At 62.7% G+C, this 19647-nt stretch carries 17 protein-coding genes and 1 pseudogene; 9 read left to right on the forward strand and 9 right to left on the reverse strand.

Annotated elements, in window-relative coordinates; translation table 11 throughout:
* Nucleotides 1-131: 131 nt before the first annotated feature.
* The gene (locus AC07OT_RS27490) at nt 132-1700 is read left to right on the forward strand and encodes a TerC family protein (protein ID WP_495109548.1); all 1569 of its coding nucleotides are present in this window, start codon (nt 132-134) and stop codon (nt 1698-1700) included.
* Nucleotides 1701-1743: 43 nt separating this feature from the next.
* Here the strand turns inward: AC07OT_RS27490 and AC07OT_RS27495 are convergent.
* Together AC07OT_RS27495 and AC07OT_RS27500 are read right to left on the reverse strand one after the other, a co-directional pair.
* Nucleotides 1744-2010: pseudogene (locus AC07OT_RS27495) on the reverse strand (thioredoxin family protein); the annotation flags it as partial.
* Between the two features lie 75 nt (nt 2011-2085).
* Nucleotides 2086-2334 carry a hypothetical protein gene (locus tag AC07OT_RS27500; protein ID WP_027608634.1) on the reverse strand — a complete coding sequence of 83 codons (249 nt, stop codon included), beginning with the start codon at nt 2332-2334 and terminating at the stop codon, nt 2086-2088.
* 332 nt (nt 2335-2666) lie between these two features.
* Here AC07OT_RS27500 and AC07OT_RS27505 point away from each other — a divergent pair, with 332 nt between their 5' ends.
* The 8 genes from AC07OT_RS27505 to AC07OT_RS27540 all read left to right on the forward strand — a co-directional run bounded on the left by AC07OT_RS27505 (nt 2667) and on the right by AC07OT_RS27540 (nt 9161).
* On the forward strand, nt 2667-3515 hold the full coding sequence (locus tag AC07OT_RS27505) for a transporter substrate-binding protein (protein ID WP_027608633.1): 849 nt from the start codon (nt 2667-2669) through the stop codon (nt 3513-3515).
* 52 nt (nt 3516-3567) lie between these two features.
* Nucleotides 3568-4230, forward strand: coding sequence for an amino acid ABC transporter permease (locus AC07OT_RS27510; RefSeq protein WP_115488214.1), 663 nt, complete (start codon nt 3568-3570; stop codon nt 4228-4230).
* A gap of 11 nt (nt 4231-4241) precedes the next feature.
* Nucleotides 4242-4904 carry an amino acid ABC transporter permease gene (locus tag AC07OT_RS27515; RefSeq protein WP_065941973.1) on the forward strand — a complete coding sequence of 221 codons (663 nt, stop codon included), beginning with the start codon at nt 4242-4244 and terminating at the stop codon, nt 4902-4904.
* Nucleotides 4901-5683 (forward strand): amino acid ABC transporter ATP-binding protein, encoded by a 783-nt coding sequence (locus AC07OT_RS27520; protein WP_027608630.1) that lies wholly within the window; start codon nt 4901-4903, stop codon nt 5681-5683. Before AC07OT_RS27515 ends, AC07OT_RS27520 begins: the two co-directional genes overlap by 4 nt.
* A 16-nt stretch (nt 5684-5699) precedes the next feature.
* Nucleotides 5700-6089, forward strand: a complete 390-nt coding sequence (locus AC07OT_RS27525; protein ID WP_012723821.1) for a RidA family protein — start codon at nt 5700-5702, stop codon at nt 6087-6089.
* A 167-nt stretch (nt 6090-6256) separates the two neighbouring features.
* Nucleotides 6257-7021 (forward strand): IclR family transcriptional regulator, encoded by a 765-nt coding sequence (locus AC07OT_RS27530; RefSeq protein WP_495109549.1) that lies wholly within the window; start codon nt 6257-6259, stop codon nt 7019-7021.
* A gap of 9 nt (nt 7022-7030) precedes the next feature.
* Entirely contained in the window at nt 7031-8239 is a 1209-nt protein-coding gene (locus tag AC07OT_RS27535) for an amino acid deaminase (RefSeq protein WP_495109550.1), read from the forward strand.
* Nucleotides 8240-8249: 10 nt separating this feature from the next.
* A complete protein-coding gene (locus tag AC07OT_RS27540; protein ID WP_495109551.1) occupies nt 8250-9161 on the forward strand; it encodes a sugar kinase in 912 nt (303 codons plus the stop codon).
* 82 nt (nt 9162-9243) lie between these two features.
* Here AC07OT_RS27540 and AC07OT_RS27545 read toward each other — a convergent pair whose 3' ends face one another.
* The 7 genes from AC07OT_RS27545 to AC07OT_RS27575 all read right to left on the reverse strand — a co-directional run bounded on the left by AC07OT_RS27545 (nt 9244) and on the right by AC07OT_RS27575 (nt 19641).
* On the reverse strand, nt 9244-9519 hold the full coding sequence (locus AC07OT_RS27545; protein ID WP_065941977.1) for a peptidylprolyl isomerase: 276 nt from the start codon (nt 9517-9519) through the stop codon (nt 9244-9246).
* 31 nt (nt 9520-9550) lie between these two features.
* Nucleotides 9551-12058, reverse strand: coding sequence for a PAS domain-containing hybrid sensor histidine kinase/response regulator (locus AC07OT_RS27550; RefSeq protein ID WP_115488210.1), 2508 nt, complete (start codon nt 12056-12058; stop codon nt 9551-9553).
* A gap of 134 nt (nt 12059-12192) precedes the next feature.
* Complete coding sequence (locus tag AC07OT_RS27555) at nt 12193-14151, reverse strand: acetoacetate--CoA ligase (RefSeq protein WP_495109552.1); 1959 nt, start codon at nt 14149-14151, stop codon at nt 12193-12195.
* Between the two features lie 61 nt (nt 14152-14212).
* Nucleotides 14213-14986 (reverse strand): 3-hydroxybutyrate dehydrogenase, encoded by a 774-nt coding sequence (locus AC07OT_RS27560; protein WP_092356753.1) that lies wholly within the window; start codon nt 14984-14986, stop codon nt 14213-14215.
* 7 nt (nt 14987-14993) lie between these two features.
* Nucleotides 14994-16385 (reverse strand): GntP family permease, encoded by a 1392-nt coding sequence (locus AC07OT_RS27565; protein WP_495109553.1) that lies wholly within the window; start codon nt 16383-16385, stop codon nt 14994-14996.
* Between the two features lie 293 nt (nt 16386-16678).
* Entirely contained in the window at nt 16679-18070 is a 1392-nt protein-coding gene (locus tag AC07OT_RS27570; protein WP_495109554.1) for a sigma-54 interaction domain-containing protein, read from the reverse strand.
* Nucleotides 18067-19641 (reverse strand): ABC transporter ATP-binding protein, encoded by a 1575-nt coding sequence (locus AC07OT_RS27575; RefSeq protein WP_495109555.1) that lies wholly within the window; start codon nt 19639-19641, stop codon nt 18067-18069. Before AC07OT_RS27575 ends, AC07OT_RS27570 begins: the two co-directional genes overlap by 4 nt.
* Nucleotides 19642-19647 lie beyond the last annotated feature (6 nt).

Raw genomic sequence — 19647 nt, forward strand, 5'->3', positions numbered from 1 at the left:
CTTTCCCCAAGACATCCGCCGCCGCTGTTCCCGCTGAAACACCTCGTATTCCGACTGCCAGCCTTGTCCCGGTCCACTGACCGCGCCTTGCCGTGCCCGGCATTCTGAAACCTGTAGAGAGACTTGTATAAATGGAATGGTTAGCGGATCCAACGGCCTGGCTCGGCCTGTTGACCTTGATTGTGCTGGAACTGGTGCTGGGCATCGACAACCTGGTGTTTATTGCGATCCTGGCGGACAAGCTGCCGCCGGAGCAGCGCGACCGTGCGCGCTTGATCGGTTTGTCCCTGGCGTTGCTGATGCGCCTGGGCCTGCTGGCGAGTATTTCCTGGTTGGTGACCCTGACCCAGCCGCTGTTCGAGGTGTTCGACAAGAGCTTCTCCGGCCGTGACCTGATCATGCTGTTCGGCGGTGTGTTCCTGTTGTTCAAGGCCACCATGGAATTGCATGAACGCCTGGAAGGCCATGTGGCCCAGCGCACCGGCAACGTGGCATACGCCATGTTCTGGCCGATTGTGGCGCAGATCGTGGTGCTCGACGCGGTGTTCTCCCTGGATGCGGTGATCACGGCCGTGGGCATGGTGGATGAGTTGGCGGTGATGATGATCGCGGTGATCATTTCCATCGGCCTGATGATCGTCGCGAGCAAGCCGCTCACACGCTTCGTCAACGCCCACCCGACGGTGATCATGCTGTGCCTGGGCTTCCTGATGATGATCGGTTTCGCCCTGACCGCCGAAGGCCTGGGTTTCCATATTCCCAAGGGCTATCTGTACGCGGCGATTGGTTTCTCGATCCTGATCGAGGTGTTCAATCAGATTGCCCGGGCGCGTCGCAAGAAGTCGGCCCAGGGCGTGTTGCCGGTGCGTGAACGTACGGCCCATGCGGTGATGCGCTTGCTCGGCGGTCGCAGCCTGGCGGTGGAGGAAGTGGGTGAAGAGGTGGCTGACCTGTTGGGCGAGACGGATGCTGCCCAGGGGCCGCTGTTCGACCGACGCGAGCGGGTGATGATCAGCGGTGTGCTGCAACTGGCCGAGCGGCCGATTCGCAGCTTGATGACGCCGCGGGCCAACGTCGACTTTATCGACCTGGCGGACGACCCCGACACGATTCGACTGAAGCTGATGCATTCGTCCTATTCGCGCCTGCCGTTGATCCGCAATGGCGCGGTGGATGAGCCGTTGGGCTTCGTGCACAAGAAGGAGTTGCTCAAGGAATACCTGGCCGGCAACGAGCCGAACCTGGAGCACCTCGCACGCCGGGCGATCAATCTGCTGGAGAGCTTTTCGATCCTCAACGCCCTGGAGCAGATGCGCCAGGAATCCACTCATATCGCCTTCGTGATCAACGAATTCGGTGACTTCATGGGCGTATTGAGCATGACCGACATCCTTGAATCCATTGCCGGTGAGTTGCCGGATGCCAGTGAGATCGAAGGGCCGGATATTGTCGAGGAGGGCGCGGGTTTTCGTGCCAATGGCGCCCTGAACCTCACCCAGATTCGTCAGCGTACCGGCTTCAAGGCCGTCGCGACCGAGGATTATCAGACCCTGGCCGGTCTGGTAATGAGCCTGCTCGACCGCCTGCCGGTGGTGGGCGATAGCCTGGAGCATGAGGGCTGGCGCCTGACGGTGGCTGCGGTGGAGGAGCGGCGGGTGACGCAGGTGCTGCTGCATCCTGGAGAAGCGCATAGCGCTTGAATAGCGCTTCTACCCGCTGTGGTTTTTGATCCTCGGGGCCGAAACCCTTGAGTTTCTCGACCAGGTGGCCGTTGAGGTAGATCAACAGCGTTGGGGTGCCCGTGACCTCCGGGTGCCTTGGCGTCTGGGCGCAATCCAGTACCCGGCTCGTCACAGCGGGGTATTTGCCCGCTATCCGCTCAAACAAGGGTGCCGAGCCTGCACAGGCAGCGCAATGCTGCGAGACAAATAGTAGGAACACCGGGCGTGATGTGCTCAGCACGCGTTGATACTCCTCGGCGTTGGCGATGGTTGCGGTGGCATACCCCATGACAATGTTCCTCCTGGACGCTGCGGCTTTTTGCCAACGCTAGGCCGGAGGATCACCTTCGTCTACTGTCAACCTTCACAGGTCTGCCTCACGCTCCACACGTTCCCGGGCCTTGCGCGCCTGGTTTGCGCACTTGCGGTATTCCTCATTGTCCCGGGAGGCCTTGGCCCGGCGGTAGTCGTGGTGGTTCTGGCTGGTGTAGTTGGTGTCGAAGGCTTCCTTGAGCCTGCGCAGTTCTTCCTTGCAGTCGCGGCGGTCGTTGCTGGCCGACGCGTTGCCGGCTGCCAGTAAGGTGAGCACCACCAGGGTAAGACATGACTTCATCAGGGCAGGGTCCTTGTCGGCAGGGATGTGCCAAGGCTAGTCCAGCGTGGGAATTTTTCCACGCTGCACGCGCACTGCAACGGTGCGCGGTAACGCTGTTGCAGTGCGTCCGCCGAGACCTGTAACCGCCTTATGGGGCCCTGGGTAGCAAAGTGATTGCAGGTGCTGGCGTAGCGCCTTATCTCCCAGAAATATTTATCTATCTGATTTAACAAGCCTTTATTGCAGGCATGTTTTTCTTTGAGGGCGTGTGGCACACTTTCTGCTGTCTATTCCGTTGTTACATACTAAGTTCCGGTATAGCGGAATACACAACTCCTGGAGTGCTTGTCATGCATCACCGACCTTCCGTGTTCAAAGCGTGTGTTTTTCTCTTCGCCGCATCGGCTTCCCTCGCAGGCATCGTGCAGGCGGCGGACAGCAAGCTCGATGATGTGCTCAAGCGTGGGCACCTGATCGTGGGTACAGGCAGTACCAATGCGCCGTGGCACTTCCAGGGAGCGGATGGCAAGTTGCAGGGGTTTGATATCGACATCGGCCGCATTGTGGCCAAGGGCTTGTTCAACGACCCGAGCAAGGTCGAGTTTGTGGTGCAGTCGTCCGACGCACGCATTCCCAACCTGCTGACCGACAAGGTCGACATGAGCTGCCAGTTCATTACTGTCACCGCCAGCCGTGCCCAGCAAGTGGCGTTCACGCTGCCGTACTACCGCGAAGGCGTGGGCCTGCTGCTGCCGAACAACAGCAAGTACAAGGAAATCGAAGACCTGCAGGCGGCGGGCGATGGCGTCACCGTGGCGGTGCTGCAGAACGTGTATGCCGAAGAACTGGTGCACCAGGCACTGCCCAAGGCCAAGGTCGACCAGTACGACAGCGTCGACCTGATGTACCAGGCGGTGAACTCCGGCCGCGCCGATGCCGCCGCCACCGACCAGTCCTCGGTCAAATACCTGATGGTGCAGAACCCCGGCCGCTACCGCAGCCCGGCCTATGCCTGGAGCCCGCAAACCTACGCGTGCGCGGTCAAGCGTGGCGACCAGGACTGGCTGAACTTCGTCAATACCGCGCTGCATGAAGCCATGACCGGTGTGGAATTCCCCACCTACAAGGCGTCGTTCAAGCAGTGGTTCGGTGTGGACCTGCCGGAACCTGCCATCGGCTTCCCCGTCGAGTTCAAGTGATTCGTGAAAACCGGGGCGCCGCCAACGGCGCCCCCATCAGGTACTGCTGACCATGAACTATCAGTTGAACTTTGCCGCCGTGTGGCGCGATTTCGACACCTTGCTGGCGGGGCTCGGCCTGGGCCTGCAACTGGCATTGCTGTCGATCGCCATCGGCTGCGTGATCGGCCTGTTGATGGCGTTTGCCATGCTGTCCAAACACCGCGCGTTGCGAATCCTGGCCTCGGTGTATGTGACGGTGATCCGCAATACGCCGATCCTGGTGCTGATCCTGTTGATCTACTTTGCGTTGCCCAGCCTGGGTATCCGCCTGGACAAGATCCCTTCGTTCATCATCACCCTGTCGCTGTACGCCGGTGCCTACCTGACCGAAGTGTTCCGCGCCGGGCTGTTGAATATTCCCAAGGGCTTGCGTGAAGCCGGACTGGCCATCGGCCTCGGCGAATGGCGGATCCGCGCCTACATCACCGTGCCGGTGATGCTGCGCAATGTGTTGCCGGCGTTGTCGAACAACTTCATTTCGCTGTTCAAGGACACGTCCCTTGCCGCCGCCATCGCAGTGCCCGAGCTGACCTATTACGCCCGCAAGATCAACGTCGAAAGCTACCGGGTGATTGAAACCTGGCTGGTCACGACCGCGCTCTACGTGGCGGCCTGTTACCTCATTGCCATGCTGCTCCGTTACCTGGAGCAGCGTCTGGCGATCCGTCGTTAAGGAGGGTGTCCATGTACGAGTCCCCCAGCTGGCTGCATGAGTTGTGGATCGCCCGGGATACGCTCTGGGCGGGGTTTCAGGCTAGTGTCGCGGTGTCGGCGCTGGCGATTATCTTTGGCACGCTGATCGGTATCGTCGCCGGGTTGATCCTGACCTACGGCAAATTCTGGATGCGCGCACCGTTTCGCCTGTATGTCGACCTGATCCGTGGCACGCCGGTGTTTGTGCTGGTGTTGGCGTGTTTCTACATGCTGCCGGCGCTTGGCTGGAAAATCACCGCGTTCCAGGCCGGCGCCGTCGGGCTCACGCTGTTCTGCGGCTCCCACGTGTCGGAAATCGTGCGCGGTGCACTGCAAGCCATTCCCCGTGGGCAGTTGGAAGCAGGCAAGGCGATTGGCCTGACATTCCGGCAGTCCCTGGCCTACGTGCTGCTGCCCCAGGCGCTGCGGCAGATCCTGCCGACCTGGGTCAATTCCTCGACGGAAATCGTCAAGGCCTCGACCTTGCTCTCGGTGATCGGCGTGGCCGAATTGCTGTTGAGTACCCAACAAGTGATCGCGCGTACCTTCATGACCCTGGAGTTCTACCTGTTCGCCGGGTTTCTGTTCTTTGTCATCAACTACGCCATCGAGTTATTCGGGCGCTACATTGAAAAGCGGGTGGCCTTGCCATGAACCAACCTCAAACAACCGAGCCGCTGCTGGACATCCGCGGCCTGCGTAAACAATACGGCGAGGTCGAAGTGCTCAAGGGCGTCGACCTGTCCATGGCGCGCGGCAACGTGGTGACGTTGATCGGCTCCAGCGGCTCGGGCAAGACCACCTTGCTGCGTTGCGTCAACCTGCTCGAAGAGTTCCAGGGCGGGCAGATCACCCTGGATGGCGAGTCCATCGGCTACAGCGACATCGGCGGCAAGCGCGTGCGTCACCCCGAACGCGTGATCGCCCAGCACCGGGCGATGACCGGCATGGCGTTCCAGCAGTTCAACCTGTTTCCCCATCTGAGCGCATTGCAGAACGTCACCCTCGGCCTGTTGAAAGTTAAGAAAATGCCTAAGGACGAGGCGGTGGCACTCGCGGAAAAATGGTTGGACCGTGTAGGACTTCTGCAGCGCCGTGATCACTTTCCCGGCCAGCTGTCCGGCGGCCAGCAACAGCGTGTGGCGATAGCCCGTGCCATTGCCATGAACCCGAGCCTGATGCTCTTCGACGAAGTCACGTCGGCCCTCGACCCGGAACTGGTGGGCGAGGTGCTCAGTGTGATCAAGGGCCTGGCGGAAGAGGGCATGACCATGTTGCTGGTCACCCACGAAATGCGCTTTGCCTATGAAGTCTCGGACAAGATCGTCTTCATGAACCAGGGCCGGATTGAAGAGCAAGGCTCGTCGAAGGACATCTTCGAGCGGCCGCAATCGCCGCGCCTGGCGGAATTTCTCAAGAACATTCGTTTTTAATCAGGAGCATCGTTTTATGAGCATCACTCGTTACGGAGCCGGCAGTACGGCCGGCGGTGGCCAGCCGCGTCCCTTCGCCCGCGCGGTGGAAGCGGACGGTTGGCTGTACGTCTCGGGCCAAGTGCCTGCGGTGGACGGCGAAATCATCACCGGCGGGATCATCGAGCAAACCCGGCAGACCCTGCGCAATGTGGTGGCGATCCTCGAAGAGGCCGGCTACGAGTTGAAAGACGTGGTGCGGGTCGGCGTGTGGCTGGAAGACCCGCGGGACTTCTGGAGTTTCAACAAGGTCTTCGGCGAATACTTCACCCCGGAACACGCCCCGGCGCGGGCCTGTGTGCAGGCCAACATGATGGTGGACTGCAAGGTCGAGATTGATTGCGTGGCCTACAAGAAAAAGGGCTAAATTGCCCCACTCTTAAGCCCACCAGAGATCAAATGTGGGAGGGGGCTTGCCCCCGATAGCGGTGTATCAGTAACAGATGTGTTGATTGACACGCCGCCATCGGGGGCAAGCCCCCTCCCACAGTGGACCTGCGCCAGCCCTACCATTTCGACCGGACCGATATCGCCATGACCGAAGACACCATCAAACGCCGCGCCAAAGGCCTGGACCGTGCATTCGATATCCTCGATTTTCTCAAGGAAATCGGCCAGCCCCTGCGCCCGAATGATATTGCCAGTGGCATCGGCAGCCCCAAATCCACGGTCTACGAATTGGTCGCCTCCTTGTTGGAGCGGCGCATCCTCGAAACCGTGGGCAAGGACGGTCACGTCTACCTCGGCCGTCAGTTGTATTTCCTCGGCCAGGCCCACTTGCGTCATTTCGACCTGACCCGCGAGGCCGACCACGCCTTGCAGGAGATCGTCAGCCAAACCCACGAAACCGCGCAGATGTGCCTGCTCAACGGGCGCAAATACACGGTGGCGCTGATGCGCGAAGGCGAGCGGCATTTCCGCATTTCCTCGGACATCGGTGAAGACGCGCCGATCCCATGGACCGCCTCCGGGCGCCTGTTGCTGGGGCATTTGAGCGACCAGCAGATCATCGACCTGATCGACCACGACGACTTTATCCTGCCGGACGGTCAGCGCCTGCCGGTGGAGACCTTCCTCGCGCAAATCCGCCAGGCCACCCTCGATGGGTTCTTTTCCTTCGACAGTGTGGCCGACACCTTTACCCACTGCTTTGCCGCCCCGGTCCGGGACGCGCAGGGCGTCAGCATTGCGACGCTGTGCATCGTCGCCCCTCGGGCCGATGCGAGCAAAAACTACAACGACTATCGCCGGGTGTTGATCGACAGCGCCAACAACCTGGCTCGTCGCATCAACGAATAGGAGTTTTCCATGTCAGCCATCAATGCCGTTGAAAAGGGCGCCGCCGCCGTCGGTGCCCACCTGGTCCGTGACGTCAGCCTGCCCGCCCTGGTGCTGCACCGCGACGCCCTGGAACACAACATTCGCTGGATGCAGGACTTTGTCAGCCACAGCGGCGCGGAACTGGCGCCCCACGGCAAGACCAGCATGATGCCGGCGTTGTTTCAGCGCCAGCTTGTCGCGGGCGCCTGGGGCATCACCCTGGCCAACGCGGTGCAGACCCGCGCCGCCTATGCCGGTGGCGTGCGCCGGGTGCTGATGGCCAACCAGTTGGTGGGCGCACCGAACATGGCGTTGATCGCCGACCTGCTGGCCGACAAGGATTTCGACTTTCACTGCATGGTCGATCACCCGGACAACGTCGCCGACCTGGGCCTGTTCTTCGCCGCCCGTGGCCTGCGCCTGAACGTGATGATCGAATACGGCGTGGTCGGCGGCCGTTGCGGTTGCCGCAGCGAGCAGGAAGTGCGCGACCTGGCCAAGGCGATCAAGGCCCAACCGGCCCTGGCCCTCACCGGTATCGAAGGCTACGAAGGGGTGATCCACGGCGAGCACGCCATCAGTGGCATCCGCGACTTCGCCGCGAGCCTGGTGCGCCTGGCCGTGGACCTGCAAAACAATGGGGCCTTCGACCTGCCCAAGCCTATTATCACGGCGTCGGGGTCGGCCTGGTACGACCTGATCGCCGAGTCCTTCGAAACCCAAAACGCCGCCGGCCGTTTCCTCAGCGTATTGCGCCCCGGCAGCTATGTGGCCCACGACCATGGCATCTACAAAGAGGCGCAATGCTGCGTGCTCGACCGCCGCAGCGACCTCCAGGAAGGCCTGCGTCCGGCCCTGGAAGTCTGGGCCCATGTGCAATCGTTGCCTGAGCCGGGCTTTGCGGTGATCGCCCTGGGCAAGCGCGACGTGGCCTACGACGCCGGTTTGCCGGTGCCGCTTAAACGCTATCGCGCCGGGATCCTGCCGGCGGAAGGCGATGATGTGAGCGCCTGCACCGTCACCGCCGTGATGGACCAGCACGCCTTCATGACCGTCGCGGCAGGTGTCGAGCTGCGCATCGGCGACATCATTTCCTTCGGCACCTCGCACCCTTGCCTGACCTTCGACAAGTGGCAGGTCGGCTGCCTGGTGGATGAGCAGTTGCGGGTGATCGAGTCCCTGGAAACCCGTTTCTGAGTGTAAAGCCATGACCACCACCCATCCCCGCATCGCCCTGATCGGCGAATGCATGATCGAATTGCAACACCGCGCCGACGGCAGCCTGCAACAGAGCTTCGGCGGCGACACCCTGAACGCGGCGGTGTACCTGCGCCGTGAGCTGAGGGAGATCGGCACGGTGGACTATGTCACCGCCTTGGGCGATGACAGCTTCAGCGACGCCATGTGTGCGCACTGGGCCGAAGAAGGCCTGGGGCTGGAGCGGGTCCAGCGCCTGCCCGGACGTTTGCCCGGTTTGTACTGCATTCAGACCGATGCCAACGGCGAGCGCAAATTCCTCTACTGGCGCAACGAAGCGGCCGTGCGCGACTGCTTTACCACGCCGGCGGCTGCCCCGATCCTGGCGGCATTGCCGGACTACAACGTGGTGTATTTCAGCGGCATTACCCTGGCGGTGCTGGGTGAAGTCGGGCGCCAGCGCCTGCTCGAAGTCCTGAGCGAAACCCGCCGACGTGGCGGTGCAGTGGTGTTTGACAACAACTACCGGCCGCGACTCTGGGCCGCGGTGGACGTTGCCCGCGAGGCTTATCGCCGCGTACTGGCCGAGGTGGATATCGCCTTGCTGACCGAGGATGACGAACGCGCGTTGTTTGGTTATGCCGACAGCGAACAGGTGTTCGCGGCGTACCCGGCGATTGCGGAAGTGGTGCTCAAGCGCGGTGCGGATGCGTGTTTGATCCGTTGCGACGGCGAGCGCCTTGCCGTGCCGGCGCTGAAGGTGGAGAAGGTGGTGGACACCACGGCGGCGGGGGATTCGTTCAGTGCGGCGTACCTGGCCAGTCGGCTCAAGGGCGGTTCGCCCCAGGAGGCTGCTTTGGCCGGGCATCGATTGGCGAGCCGGGTTATCCAGGTGCCGGGTGCGCTGATCCCCAGGGAGTAGGCGAATGGCCGCCTGCGGCGGATCGGGAGCAAACCCCCTGTGGGAGGGGGCTTGCCCCCGATAGCGGTCTTAAGCCAAAGCCTCAATCCCGGTAAAACACCTGCACCAGGTGATACCCGAACTTGCTCTTGATCGGCCCGTGCACCACCTTCACCGGTTTCTTGAAGATCACCGCATCGATCACCCCGACCATCTGCCCAGGCCGCACTTCACCCAAGTCGCCGCCGCGCTTGCCGGACGGGCACGTGGAGTACTTCCTGGCCAGCACATCAAAGGCTTCGCCCTTGGCAATGCGCTGCTTGAGTTGTTCGGCTTCTTCGCTGGTTTTCACCAGGATATGGCGGGCTTGGGCTTTCATCGGTCTCTACCAGGTGTGCGACGGCGCGCGATTATGCCTGAACTGAATCATCGACGCTGATCATGCTGCGGATTTTGGTCGCCAGCAGGTCGATGGAAAACGGCTTGGCGACCATGTCCATGCCGTCCTCCAGGAAGCCCTGGCGCTCGGCGGCTTTCTCCGCGTAGCCGGTCATGAACAGCACCTTGAGCCCCGGCCGATGCTGGCGGGCGATCTCCGCCAGTTGGCGGCCGTTCATGCCGGGCAGGCCGACGTCGGTCACCAGCAGGTCCACGCGCAAGTCCGACTCCAGCAACGGCAGCGCCGCACGGGCATCCGCCGCCTGGTGCGCGGTATAGCCCAACTCGTCGAGCACATTGACCACCAGCATGCGCACCGCCGGGTCATCCTCGACCACCACCACCGCTTCGCCGGCAAGGGCCAGCGGGACTTCGCCCAGATGGGCGGGCTGGCTGCTTTCCAGGGAGGTGCCGTGCAGGCGCGGCAGATACAGGCGCACGCAAGTGCCTTGGCCCGGTTCGCTCTGGATGGTCACGTGGCCACCGGACTGCTGGGCAAACCCATAGATCATCGACAGCCCCAGGCCGGTGCCCTGGCCGATGGGCTTGGTGGTGAAGAACGGGTCGAACGCCTTGGCGAGAATCTTCGGTGCCATGCCGCTGCCGTTGTCACACACGCCGAGCATCACGTAGTCGCCGGCCCTGACCGGTTCGAGGGTGGTGATATCGGTGCCGTCCAGGTAGCTGTTGGCGGTTTCGATCAGCAGTTCGCCGCCATCGGGCATGGCGTCGCGCGCGTTGATCACCAGGTTGAGCAGGGCGTTTTCCAGTTGGCTGGCGTCGGTGTTGACCGGCCAGATGTCGCGGCCCAGTTGCACCTTGAGCGTGATATGCGCGCCCTTGGTGCGCTGGAACAGCTCCTCCAGGGACGCTACCAACTGGTTCGGATCCAGCGGGCGAAGGTCCAGCGACTGGCGCCGTGAAAACGCCAGCAGGCGGTGGGTGAGGGCGGCCGCGCGATGGGCCGAGGACACGGCGGCGTCGGTAAAGCGGCCGATCTCGTCGCTGCGCCCGGCGGCGATGTAGCGCTGCATCAGGTCCAGGCTGCCGATGATGCCGGTGAGCATATTATTGAAGTCGTGGGCGATACCTCCGGTGAGCTGGCCCACTGCTTCCATCTTCTGCGCATGGCGCAGGGCATCTTCGGCGCGCTCGCGCTCGAACATCTCGTTTTGCAGGCGTTCGTTGGCTTCGGCCAGCGCCTGGGTGCGCTGGGCCACGCGCTCCTCAAGGTTCTCGTTGAGGTGGCGCAGGGCTTCTTCGGTGAGTTTGCGTTCGGTTTCATCGATGACAAAGATGTAGAAACCGTTCACCGAGCCGTCATTGCTGAAGCGTGGCAGGTATTTCATCAACGCATGGCGCGGGCGGCCATCGCGATGGGGGGTGACGGTCATGAAACTGCAGGCCTTGCCCCTGAGCGCAGCGGCGATCTTGTCCTCGCGCCCGGCGTACACGTCGTCGCCGAGCACTTCGCGGATGGTCTTGCCGTACAGTTCCTGGGGCGTCAGGCCGTACCAGTCGAGGTAGGCACTGTTGTTCAGGCGAAAACGCTGCTCGTGGTCGACGTAACCGATCAGCACCGGCATGGCGTTGATGATCAACTGCAGTTCGGTCTGGCTCTGGCGCAGGGCCTGCTCGGTGTTTTTGCGCTCGGTGAGGTCCAGTGCCGCGCCGAGGAAGCGCGCGGGGCGGCCTTGATGATCCTTGTAGCAACGCCCTCGGGCGAACACCCAGCGCACCTGGCCGTCGGCCTGTTGCAGGCGATATTCCTCGGCGTATTCAGTGCCGAAAGTGATGCAATGCTTGATGCTGCGCGCCACCATGCCGCGGTCTTCGGGGTGTACGCCTTGCAGGTAGTCGCTGATCGGCAACCGGCTGGCGTCGCTTGGATCAACCCCGTGCAGGTAGGCGAAGTGCGCGTCGGCGATAAAGCGGTCTTCGCCAATGTCCCAGTCCCAGGTGCCCACCGCATCGGTGGCGGCCAGGGCCAGTTGCAGGCGTTGTTCGGTGTTGTGTTGGGCCTTGCGCCGTTCGTTGGTTTCGATGGCCGTGACCAGGATGCCGGCCACATTGGCGCTTTCATCGCGGATCGGGCTGTAGGTCAGGTCCAGCCAGATTTCGGTGTCGCGATTGTTGCGTTGCAGGACAAAACGCTGCTCGCTGAAGGTGCGCACCTGGCCGGTCAGCACGGCGTCGTAGATCGGCGCAGTGAAGCTTTCGAGTTCCGGCCAGGTCTGGTGCGCCGGCTGGCCCATGGCGTCCGGGTGTTTATTGCCCGCCAGCAGGGCGAAGCCGTCGTTGTAGAGCTGGGTGAGTTCGCTGCCCCACAGCAGGAGCATCGGCATCGGTGAGTGGATGACAATGTCCACGGCTGTGCGCAGGCTTTGCGGCCAATCATTGGCCTCACCGAGGGGGCTGTGCGCCCAGTCCAGCCGCGCAATCAATGCAGCGGCTTCGCTGCCGGTGGTTGTTTCCTTCATAAAAAGCCCTGAGCGTAACGCTTTGAAAAATGACAACACCCATTATCCCGTGGGACACCGATGGGTGACTACCCTCGAAAAATAGCATGCATTGAGGGTTTGTCTTCAAATGAGTGCGGCAGGGCTGAAACCTTTCATCTTTCCGCCAGTTCGGGGCGGTCGCGAAATTGTTCCAGGGCCTGCGGGTTGGCCAGTGCGTCGGTATTCTTCACCGGCTCGCCGTGTACCACGTTGCGCACCGCCAGTTCGACGATCTTGCCGCTGATGGTGCGGGGGATATCGCTGACAGCGAGGATCTTCGCCGGCACATGGCGCGGCGTGGTGTTGGCGCGGATCACCTGGCGGATCTGTTGCGCCAGGGCCTCATCCAGTTCGATGCCGTCATCCAGGCGCACAAACAGCACCACGCGCACATCGTCCTGCCAGCGTTGGCCGATGGCCAGGCTTTCCAGCACCTGCGGGACTTTTTCCACCTGGCGATAAATCTCCGCAGTGCCGATGCGCACGCCGCCGGGGTTGAGCACTGCGTCGGAGCGGCCGTGAATCAGCAGGCTGCCGTTGGGGCGTAGCTCGGCGTAGTCGCCCTGGGCCCACACCCCGGGAAATTGGCTGAAATACGAGGCGCGCAGCTTCTTCTGGTGCGGGTCGTTCCACAAGCCGATGGGCATCGCCGGGAAATGCCGGGTGCACACCAGCTCGCCTTTTTCCCCGACCAACGGTTGGCCCTGGTCGTCCCACACCTCGATGGCCATGGCCAGGCTCTTGCACTGCATTTCCCCGCGCCGCACCGGCAACACCGGATTGCCGATCACAAAGCAGGAGACGATATCGGTGCCGCCGGACATCGATGACAGGCATATCTCGGCCTTGATCTCGCGGTACACGTAGTCGTAGCTCTGGGGCGACAAGGGCGAGCCGGTCGAAATCAGGCCCTTGAGGCTGCCCAGGTCGTGGCTCAGGCGCGGTTGCAGCCCGGCCTTTTCCAGGGTGGCGAGGAACTTGGGGCTGGTGCCGAACACGCTGATCTTTTCCGCGTCGATCAGGTCGATCAAGCGTTCCGGGCCGGGGTGAAACGGCGAGCCGTCATACAGCACCGCCGTGGCGCCGATGGCCAGCACCGAAACCAGCCAGTTCCACATCATCCAGCCGCAGGTGGTGTAGTAGAACAGGCAGTCCTCGCGGGAGATATCCGCGTGCAGGCCGTGTTCCTTGAGGTGGGTGAGCAGCACGCCGCCGGTGCCATGGATGATGCATTTGGGCACGCCGGTGGTGCCGCTGGAGTAGAGGATGTACAGCGGATGGTCGAACGGCACTGCGACGAACACAGGCTCGCCGCCGGGTTGGTAGAAGTTGTTCCACAGGGCGACGCGGGCCTGGGTCTGATAGTCCTCGACGCAGGCCTGGGGTCGTGCATACGGGACGATGATCAATTGCTCCAGGGACGGCAGGCGTTCGAGGATTTCATTGAGCTTGGCGCTCTGGTCGATGGTTTTACCGGCGTAGCGGTAGCCGGCGCAGGTGATCAGCACCTTGGGCTCGATCTGGCCGAAGCGGTCGATGACGCCTTGGGTGCCGAAGTCTGGCGAGGAGCATGACCAGATCGCGCCCAGGCTGGTGGTGGCCAGCATGCCGACCAGGGTTTGCCAGGTATTGGGCATGCACGCGGCGACCCGGTCCCCGCGGCCGACACCGGCCGCCCGCAGGCTGTCCTGCAGGCCGGCGACGTGGGCGGCCAGTTCGGCGTAGGTCAGTTGTTCGCGCTGGCCGTCTTCGCTGATTGCGACCACCGCCGGGTGATCGTCGCGGCGGCGCAACAGGTGTTCGGCAAAATTCAGGGTCGCGCCGGGAAACCACTGGGCGCTGGGCATCTCGACGTCTTCGATCAGCACTGCACTGGGCGGGCTGCGAAACTGCACCTCGAAGAATGCCACGATCGCCTGCCAGAAATCCGGGCGCCGGTCGATGCTCCACTGGTGCAGGGCCGGGTAGTCGCTGAGCTGCACGCCGTGGCGATCATTGATAAAGCGTCGGAACTGGTCCATTCGCGTGGTGCGGATGCGTTCCGGGGAAGGTTGCCAGAGGATTTCGGACATCAGCACGGTCTCTTGTTCTTATGCAGGTTTTCCAAACTATAGCGTTCGAATGTGTCTGGCCTTATTGGGCCAGCCAGCCGCCATCAATGTTCCACGCCGCCCCCCGCACCTGGGCACCGGCCTCGCTGCACAAGAACAGCACCAGCTCTCCCAGCTGCGACGGCGTCACGAACTCCAGTGACGGCTGTTTCTCCGCCAGCAGATCATGTTGCGCCTGCTGCGGATCGACGCCATTGGCCACGCGATCATCAATCTGCTTCTGCACCAGTGGCGTCAGCACCCAGCCGGGGCAGATCGCGTTGCAGGTCACGTTGCTGGTGGCGGTCTCCAGGCCCACCACCTTGGTCAAGCCGATCACGCCGTGCTTGGCTGCCACATACGCGGCCTTGCCCACCGAGCCGACCTGGCCGTGCACCGAGGCGATGTTGACGATACGCCCCCAGCCCTTGGCCTTCATGCCCGGCAGGCTCAAGCGCGTGCTGTGGAACACCGACGACAGGTTGATCGCGATGATCGCGTCCCAGCGTTCCACCGGGAAGTCCTCCACCGCCGCCACATGCTGGATGCCGGCATTGTTGACCAGGATGTCGACACCGCCGAACTCACGCTCGGCGTAGGCCAGCATGTCGGCGATCTGCGCCGGGTCGCTGACGTCCGCCGGGTGGTGGCCGACCTTGCCGCCAAACGCCTGCACTTGGGCGACCACTGCGCTGGCGTCGCCGAAGCCGTTGAGGATCAGGTTGGCACCGGCCTTGGCCAGGCTCAGGGCGATACCCAGGCCGATGCCGCTGGTGGAGCCGGTGACCAGGGCGGTCTTGCCGTTCAATCTCGTCATGAAAACCTCACACAATGCCGGTGGCGTAGAAAGTACCGATCACCACGAACACCGCGAGGGTCTTGATGATCGTGATGCCGAAAATGTCCTTGTAGGCTTCGCGGTGGGTCAGGCCGGTCACCGCCAGCAGGGTGATTACCGCGCCGTTGTGGGGCAGGGTGTCCATGCCGCCGCTGGCCATGGCCGCGACCCGGTGCAGCACTTCAAGGGGAATATTGGCCGCATGGGCCGCCGTAATAAAGCTCTCGGACATGGCCGCCAGGGCGATGCTCATGCCGCCGGACGCGGAGCCGGTGATACCGGCCAGCAGGGTCACGGTGATCGCTTCGTTGACCAGCGGGTTGGGGATGCCCTTGAGCCAGTCCGCCAGCACCAGGAAGCCCGGCAGCGAAGCGATCACCGCGCCGAAGCCATATTCGGAGGCGGTGTTCATCGCCGCAAGCAATGCGCCGCTGACTGCGCTTTTGCTGCCGTCGGCGAGCTTACTTTTGATCGCCGACCAGCCGAATACCAGCACCATGATGATGCCCACCAGCAACGCCGCCTGCACCGCCCAGATCGCCGTGAGCTTGGCGATTTCAGTGGTCACCGGCGCGCTCATGCCCGGCAGGCTGAGGCTGTGGGTCTTGCCATACCACTGTGGGATCCAGTGGGTGAACAGCAGGTTCATCACGCCCACCAGGATTAGCGGCGACAGCGCGATCCACGGGTTGGGCAGCGTGAGGTTCTCGGCGGTTTCCGGCTCGTTGCGCAGCTCGGTGCCGTAGCCTTCACCGGCGCGCTGGGCCTTGTTGCGCTGGCGCGCCAGGTAGAGCATGCCGGCGCAGAACACGAAAATCGTGCCGATCAGCCCCAGCCACGGCGCGGCCCAGGCGGTGGTGTTGAAGAAGGTGCTGGGGATGATGTTCTGGATCTGCGGCGTGCCGGGCAGGGCGTCCATGGTGAACGAGAACGCACCGAGGGCGATGGTCGCCGGGATCAGGCGCTTGGGGATATTGCTCTGGCGGAACATCTCCGCCGCAAACGGGTACACCGCAAACACCACCACAAACAGCGACACGCCGCCGTAGGTGAGCAGGGCGCAGACCAGCACGATCACCAGCATCGCCTGGCGCGTGCCGAGCAAACGGATCGCCGCCGCCACGATAGAACGCGAGAAACCTGACAGCTCGATCAGCTTGCCGAACACCGCACCGAGCAGGAACACCGGGAAATACAGTTTGATAAAGCCGACCATTTTCTCCATGAACACCCCGGTAAAGGCAGGGGCGACGGCGGACGGGTCGGTGAGCAGCACGGCGCCGAGGGCGGCGATGGGGGCAAACAGGATAACGCTATAGCCACGGTAGGCAGCCAGCATCAGCAACGCGAGCGCTGCCAGGGCAATGATCACACTCATGGTGTGTCTCCATCGGATTGTTATTGTTGTGGGTGAAGCGGTGGGGAGGGCTATAGCGAGATGTGTGCCATGTTTTCAAGTTATTGAAATATATGGATATTTTTTAATTTCTTTCGAGTGTTTTTGAATGCTGTCTCTATTTGGAGACAAATGAAGATCAAATGTGGGACGGGGCTTGCCCCCGATAGCGGTGCATCAGCCAGCATATGTGTTGACTTACCTGATGCTATCGGGAGCAAGCCCCCTCCCACAGGGAGTGTCTTTGTATTGAGAGTTTTGTCTCTGTTTGGAGATCAGGCGATTCCCAGCGCCACCATCTTCTTGTACAACGTCGACCGCCCCAGCCCCAATCGCCTGGCCGCCTCCACCACATTCCCACCACACGCCTCGAGCGCCGCCGCAATCACCTGCCGATCAAACCGCTCCCGCGCCGCCGCAAACGTCTCGCCCTCAACCGTGTCCACCGCACCGCGTTCCACCGGGCTGAACGTGCCAATCGCCGCACGAATGTCCCTAGCGTTCAACACCAGGTCATCGCTCAACAACGCCGCCCGCTCCAGCACGTTGCGCAGTTCGCGGATGTTCCCCGGCCACGCATGCTGTGCCAACAGCGCCAGGGCTTCGCGGTCCAGTTCATGCTGGCTGCGCAGTTCCTCGAGGATCGCTTCGCTCAGCGCCGGAATGTCCTCCAGCCGTTCACGCAGCGGCGGCACCTGGATCGGCAATACGTTCAGGCGGTAATACAGGTCCGCACGGAACTCACCGCGCTTGATCGCCGCTTCCAGGTCCATGGAGGTGGCCGCGATCACCCGCACATCGCTGTGCAGCATTTCGTTGGAACCCACCGGTTCGAATTCCTTTTCCTGTAACACCCGCAGCAGCTTGCTTTGCAGCGGCAGCGGCATATCGCCGATTTCATCGAGGAACAGCGTGCCGCCCTGGGCAATCTGGAACTTGCCCGGACGGCCCTTGCGATCGGCACCGGTAAAGGCGCCCGGCGCGGTGCCGAAGAACTCGGCTTCCAGCAGGTCATGGGGAATCGCCGCGCTGTTGATGCTGACAAACGCCCTGTGCGCACGCGGTGAGGCGCCGTGGATCGCCTGGGCGAGCAATTCCTTGCCGGTACCGGTCTCGCCCAGCAGCAGCACCGGCGATTCGGCGCTTGCGCTGCGCCGGGCACGGCGTTTGACTTCCAGGCTGGCGGCGCTGGTGCCGATAAAGTGCGCGAAGTTGTACTTGCTCTGGCGTGAGCGCAGCAACGAGCGGGTGGAGGCCAGTTCCTGCTGCATGCTCAGGTAGCGTTCGATCAGCGGCGACAGGTTGCGCAGCTCATCGAACAAAGCAAAACCAATCGCACCGATCACTGCACCGGCGTCGTTGTGGATCGGCAGGCGCATCACCACCAGCGGGCCTTTGGGGGTGTCCTGGATGTCCAGCAGAATCGGCCGGTCGGTGCGCACCACCTGGCGCAACAGGCTGTTGGAAATCACCTGCTCGCACGGCTGGCCGATGGCTTCATCGGCACTCTTGAGGCCGAAGCGCTTGGCGTAGCGCTCGTTCATCCAGACAATATTGGCGTCGCGGTCGACAATCACCGTGCCTTCGCTGGACTGCTCGATGATCTCGAACAGCGACTGGATCGCCAGGCCGCGAACCTGTTGGTAGTCCGTCAGGCTGGTACTCATGACGACAGCCCGCCGGCCGCCGCCAGGAGTTCTTTGGTATACGGGTGCTGCGGCGCTTCGAAAACGTCATGGCTCGGCCCGCGCTCGACCACCTTGCCGTCCTTGATCACGATCATGTCATGGGCCATGGCGCGCACCACGGCGAGGTCATGGCTGATAAACAGGTAGGTCAGGCCGTACTTTTCCTGCAATTCACGCAGCAACGCTACGACCTGTTTCTGTACGGTGCGGTCGAGGGCTGAGGTAGGTTCGTCCAACAGCATCAACGCCGGCTTGAGCACCAGCGCGCGGGCGATGGCGATGCGTTGGCGTTGGCCGCCGGAGAATTCATGGGGGAAGCGATGGCGACTGGCGGGGTCGAGGCCCACGTCCTTGAGCACCTGGATCACTTGCGCATCGCGCTCGGCCAGGCTGCACGGCGCATGCACCTCCAGGCCTTCGCTGATGATCTGCTGCACCGACATGCGCGGGCTGAGGCTGCCGTAGGGGTCTTGGAAGACCACTTGCATCTGCTTGCGCCACGGGCGCATCTGCTTGTGGTTGAGCGGGTCGAGGGCCTCGCCCTGGAAGCGGATGCTGCCGGTGGAGTCCAGCAGGCGCAGGATCGCCTGGCCGAGGGTCGACTTGCCCGAACCGGACTCGCCGACAATCCCCAGGGTCTTGCCGCGCTGCACGCTGAGGCTGATGCCATCCACCGCGCGCAGGTAGGTCTTGCGCCGGAACAGACCGCCGCCCAGGGGGAATTGCACGCTCAGGTCGTGCACGTCCAGCACGGTCTCCCGTGGCTCGCTGCACAGCACATCGCCGGACGGCTCGGCGTCCAGCAGCAGGCGGCTGTAGGGATGTTGCGGTGCTGTGAACAAGGTCTCGCAGTCGGCCTGCTCGACAATCTCCCCGGCGTGCATCACGCACACCCGCTGGGCAATGCTGCGCACCAGGTTGAGGTCATGGCTGATCAGCAGCAGCGACATGCCCAGGCGGTGTTGCAGGGACTTGAGCAGCAGCAGGATCTTGCGCTGCACGGTCACGTCGAGGGCGGTGGTGGGCTCGTCGGCGATCAGCAGTTCCGGCTCACAGGCCAGGGCCATGGCGATCATCACCCGTTGGCGTTGGCCCCCGGAGAGTTGGTGCGGATAGGCCTTGAGGCGGTCCCGGGGTTTCTGGATACCCACCAACTGCAGCAATTCGAGGATGCGCGCCTGCGCCGCCTTGCCGCCCAGGCCCTTGTGCAGCAGTAAGGTTTCGCCGATCTGTTTTTCGATGCTGTGCAGCGGGTTGAGGGAGGTCATCGGCTCCTGGAAGATCATCGCAATGCGGTTGCCGCGCAGTTTCTGCAAGGTCGACGCCGAGGCGCCGACCAGTTCCTGGCCGCGATATTTCACGGAGCCACGGGTTTCAGTACCGGCTTCGGGCAGCAGTTGCAGAATCGAATGGGCGGTCACCGACTTGCCGGAGCCGGACTCACCCACCAGCGCCAGGCACTCGCCGGGGCGTACATCCAGGCTCAGGTTGCGTACCACGGTCTGGCCGCTGAAGGCGACGCTGAGGTCGCGGATTTCGATCAGGTTCATACGCAG

This window comes from Pseudomonas sp. GW821-FHT09C10, assembly GCF_059418085.1.

Bases quoted from the DNA above. Each gene is read 5' to 3' on its own strand.
- AC07OT_RS27490 (WP_495109548.1), top strand. From the start codon at position 132: ATGGAATGGTTAGCGGATCCAACGGCCTGGCTCGGCCTGTTGACCTTG.
- AC07OT_RS27500 (WP_027608634.1), bottom strand. From the start codon at position 2,334: ATGAAGTCATGTCTTACCCTGGTGGTGCTCACCTTACTGGCAGCCGGC.
- AC07OT_RS27505 (WP_027608633.1), top strand. From the start codon at position 2,667: ATGCATCACCGACCTTCCGTGTTCAAAGCGTGTGTTTTTCTCTTCGCC.
- AC07OT_RS27510 (WP_115488214.1), top strand. From the start codon at position 3,568: ATGAACTATCAGTTGAACTTTGCCGCCGTGTGGCGCGATTTCGACACC.
- AC07OT_RS27515 (WP_065941973.1), top strand. From the start codon at position 4,242: ATGTACGAGTCCCCCAGCTGGCTGCATGAGTTGTGGATCGCCCGGGAT.
- AC07OT_RS27520 (WP_027608630.1), top strand. From the start codon at position 4,901: ATGAACCAACCTCAAACAACCGAGCCGCTGCTGGACATCCGCGGCCTG.
- AC07OT_RS27525 (WP_012723821.1), top strand. From the start codon at position 5,700: ATGAGCATCACTCGTTACGGAGCCGGCAGTACGGCCGGCGGTGGCCAG.
- AC07OT_RS27530 (WP_495109549.1), top strand. From the start codon at position 6,257: ATGACCGAAGACACCATCAAACGCCGCGCCAAAGGCCTGGACCGTGCA.
- AC07OT_RS27535 (WP_495109550.1), top strand. From the start codon at position 7,031: ATGTCAGCCATCAATGCCGTTGAAAAGGGCGCCGCCGCCGTCGGTGCC.
- AC07OT_RS27540 (WP_495109551.1), top strand. From the start codon at position 8,250: ATGACCACCACCCATCCCCGCATCGCCCTGATCGGCGAATGCATGATC.
- AC07OT_RS27545 (WP_065941977.1), bottom strand. From the start codon at position 9,519: ATGAAAGCCCAAGCCCGCCATATCCTGGTGAAAACCAGCGAAGAAGCC.
- AC07OT_RS27550 (WP_115488210.1), bottom strand. From the start codon at position 12,058: ATGAAGGAAACAACCACCGGCAGCGAAGCCGCTGCATTGATTGCGCGG.
- AC07OT_RS27555 (WP_495109552.1), bottom strand. From the start codon at position 14,151: ATGTCCGAAATCCTCTGGCAACCTTCCCCGGAACGCATCCGCACCACG.
- AC07OT_RS27560 (WP_092356753.1), bottom strand. From the start codon at position 14,986: ATGACGAGATTGAACGGCAAGACCGCCCTGGTCACCGGCTCCACCAGC.
- AC07OT_RS27565 (WP_495109553.1), bottom strand. From the start codon at position 16,385: ATGAGTGTGATCATTGCCCTGGCAGCGCTCGCGTTGCTGATGCTGGCT.
- AC07OT_RS27570 (WP_495109554.1), bottom strand. From the start codon at position 18,070: ATGAGTACCAGCCTGACGGACTACCAACAGGTTCGCGGCCTGGCGATC.
- AC07OT_RS27575 (WP_495109555.1), bottom strand. From the start codon at position 19,641: ATGAACCTGATCGAAATCCGCGACCTCAGCGTCGCCTTCAGCGGCCAG.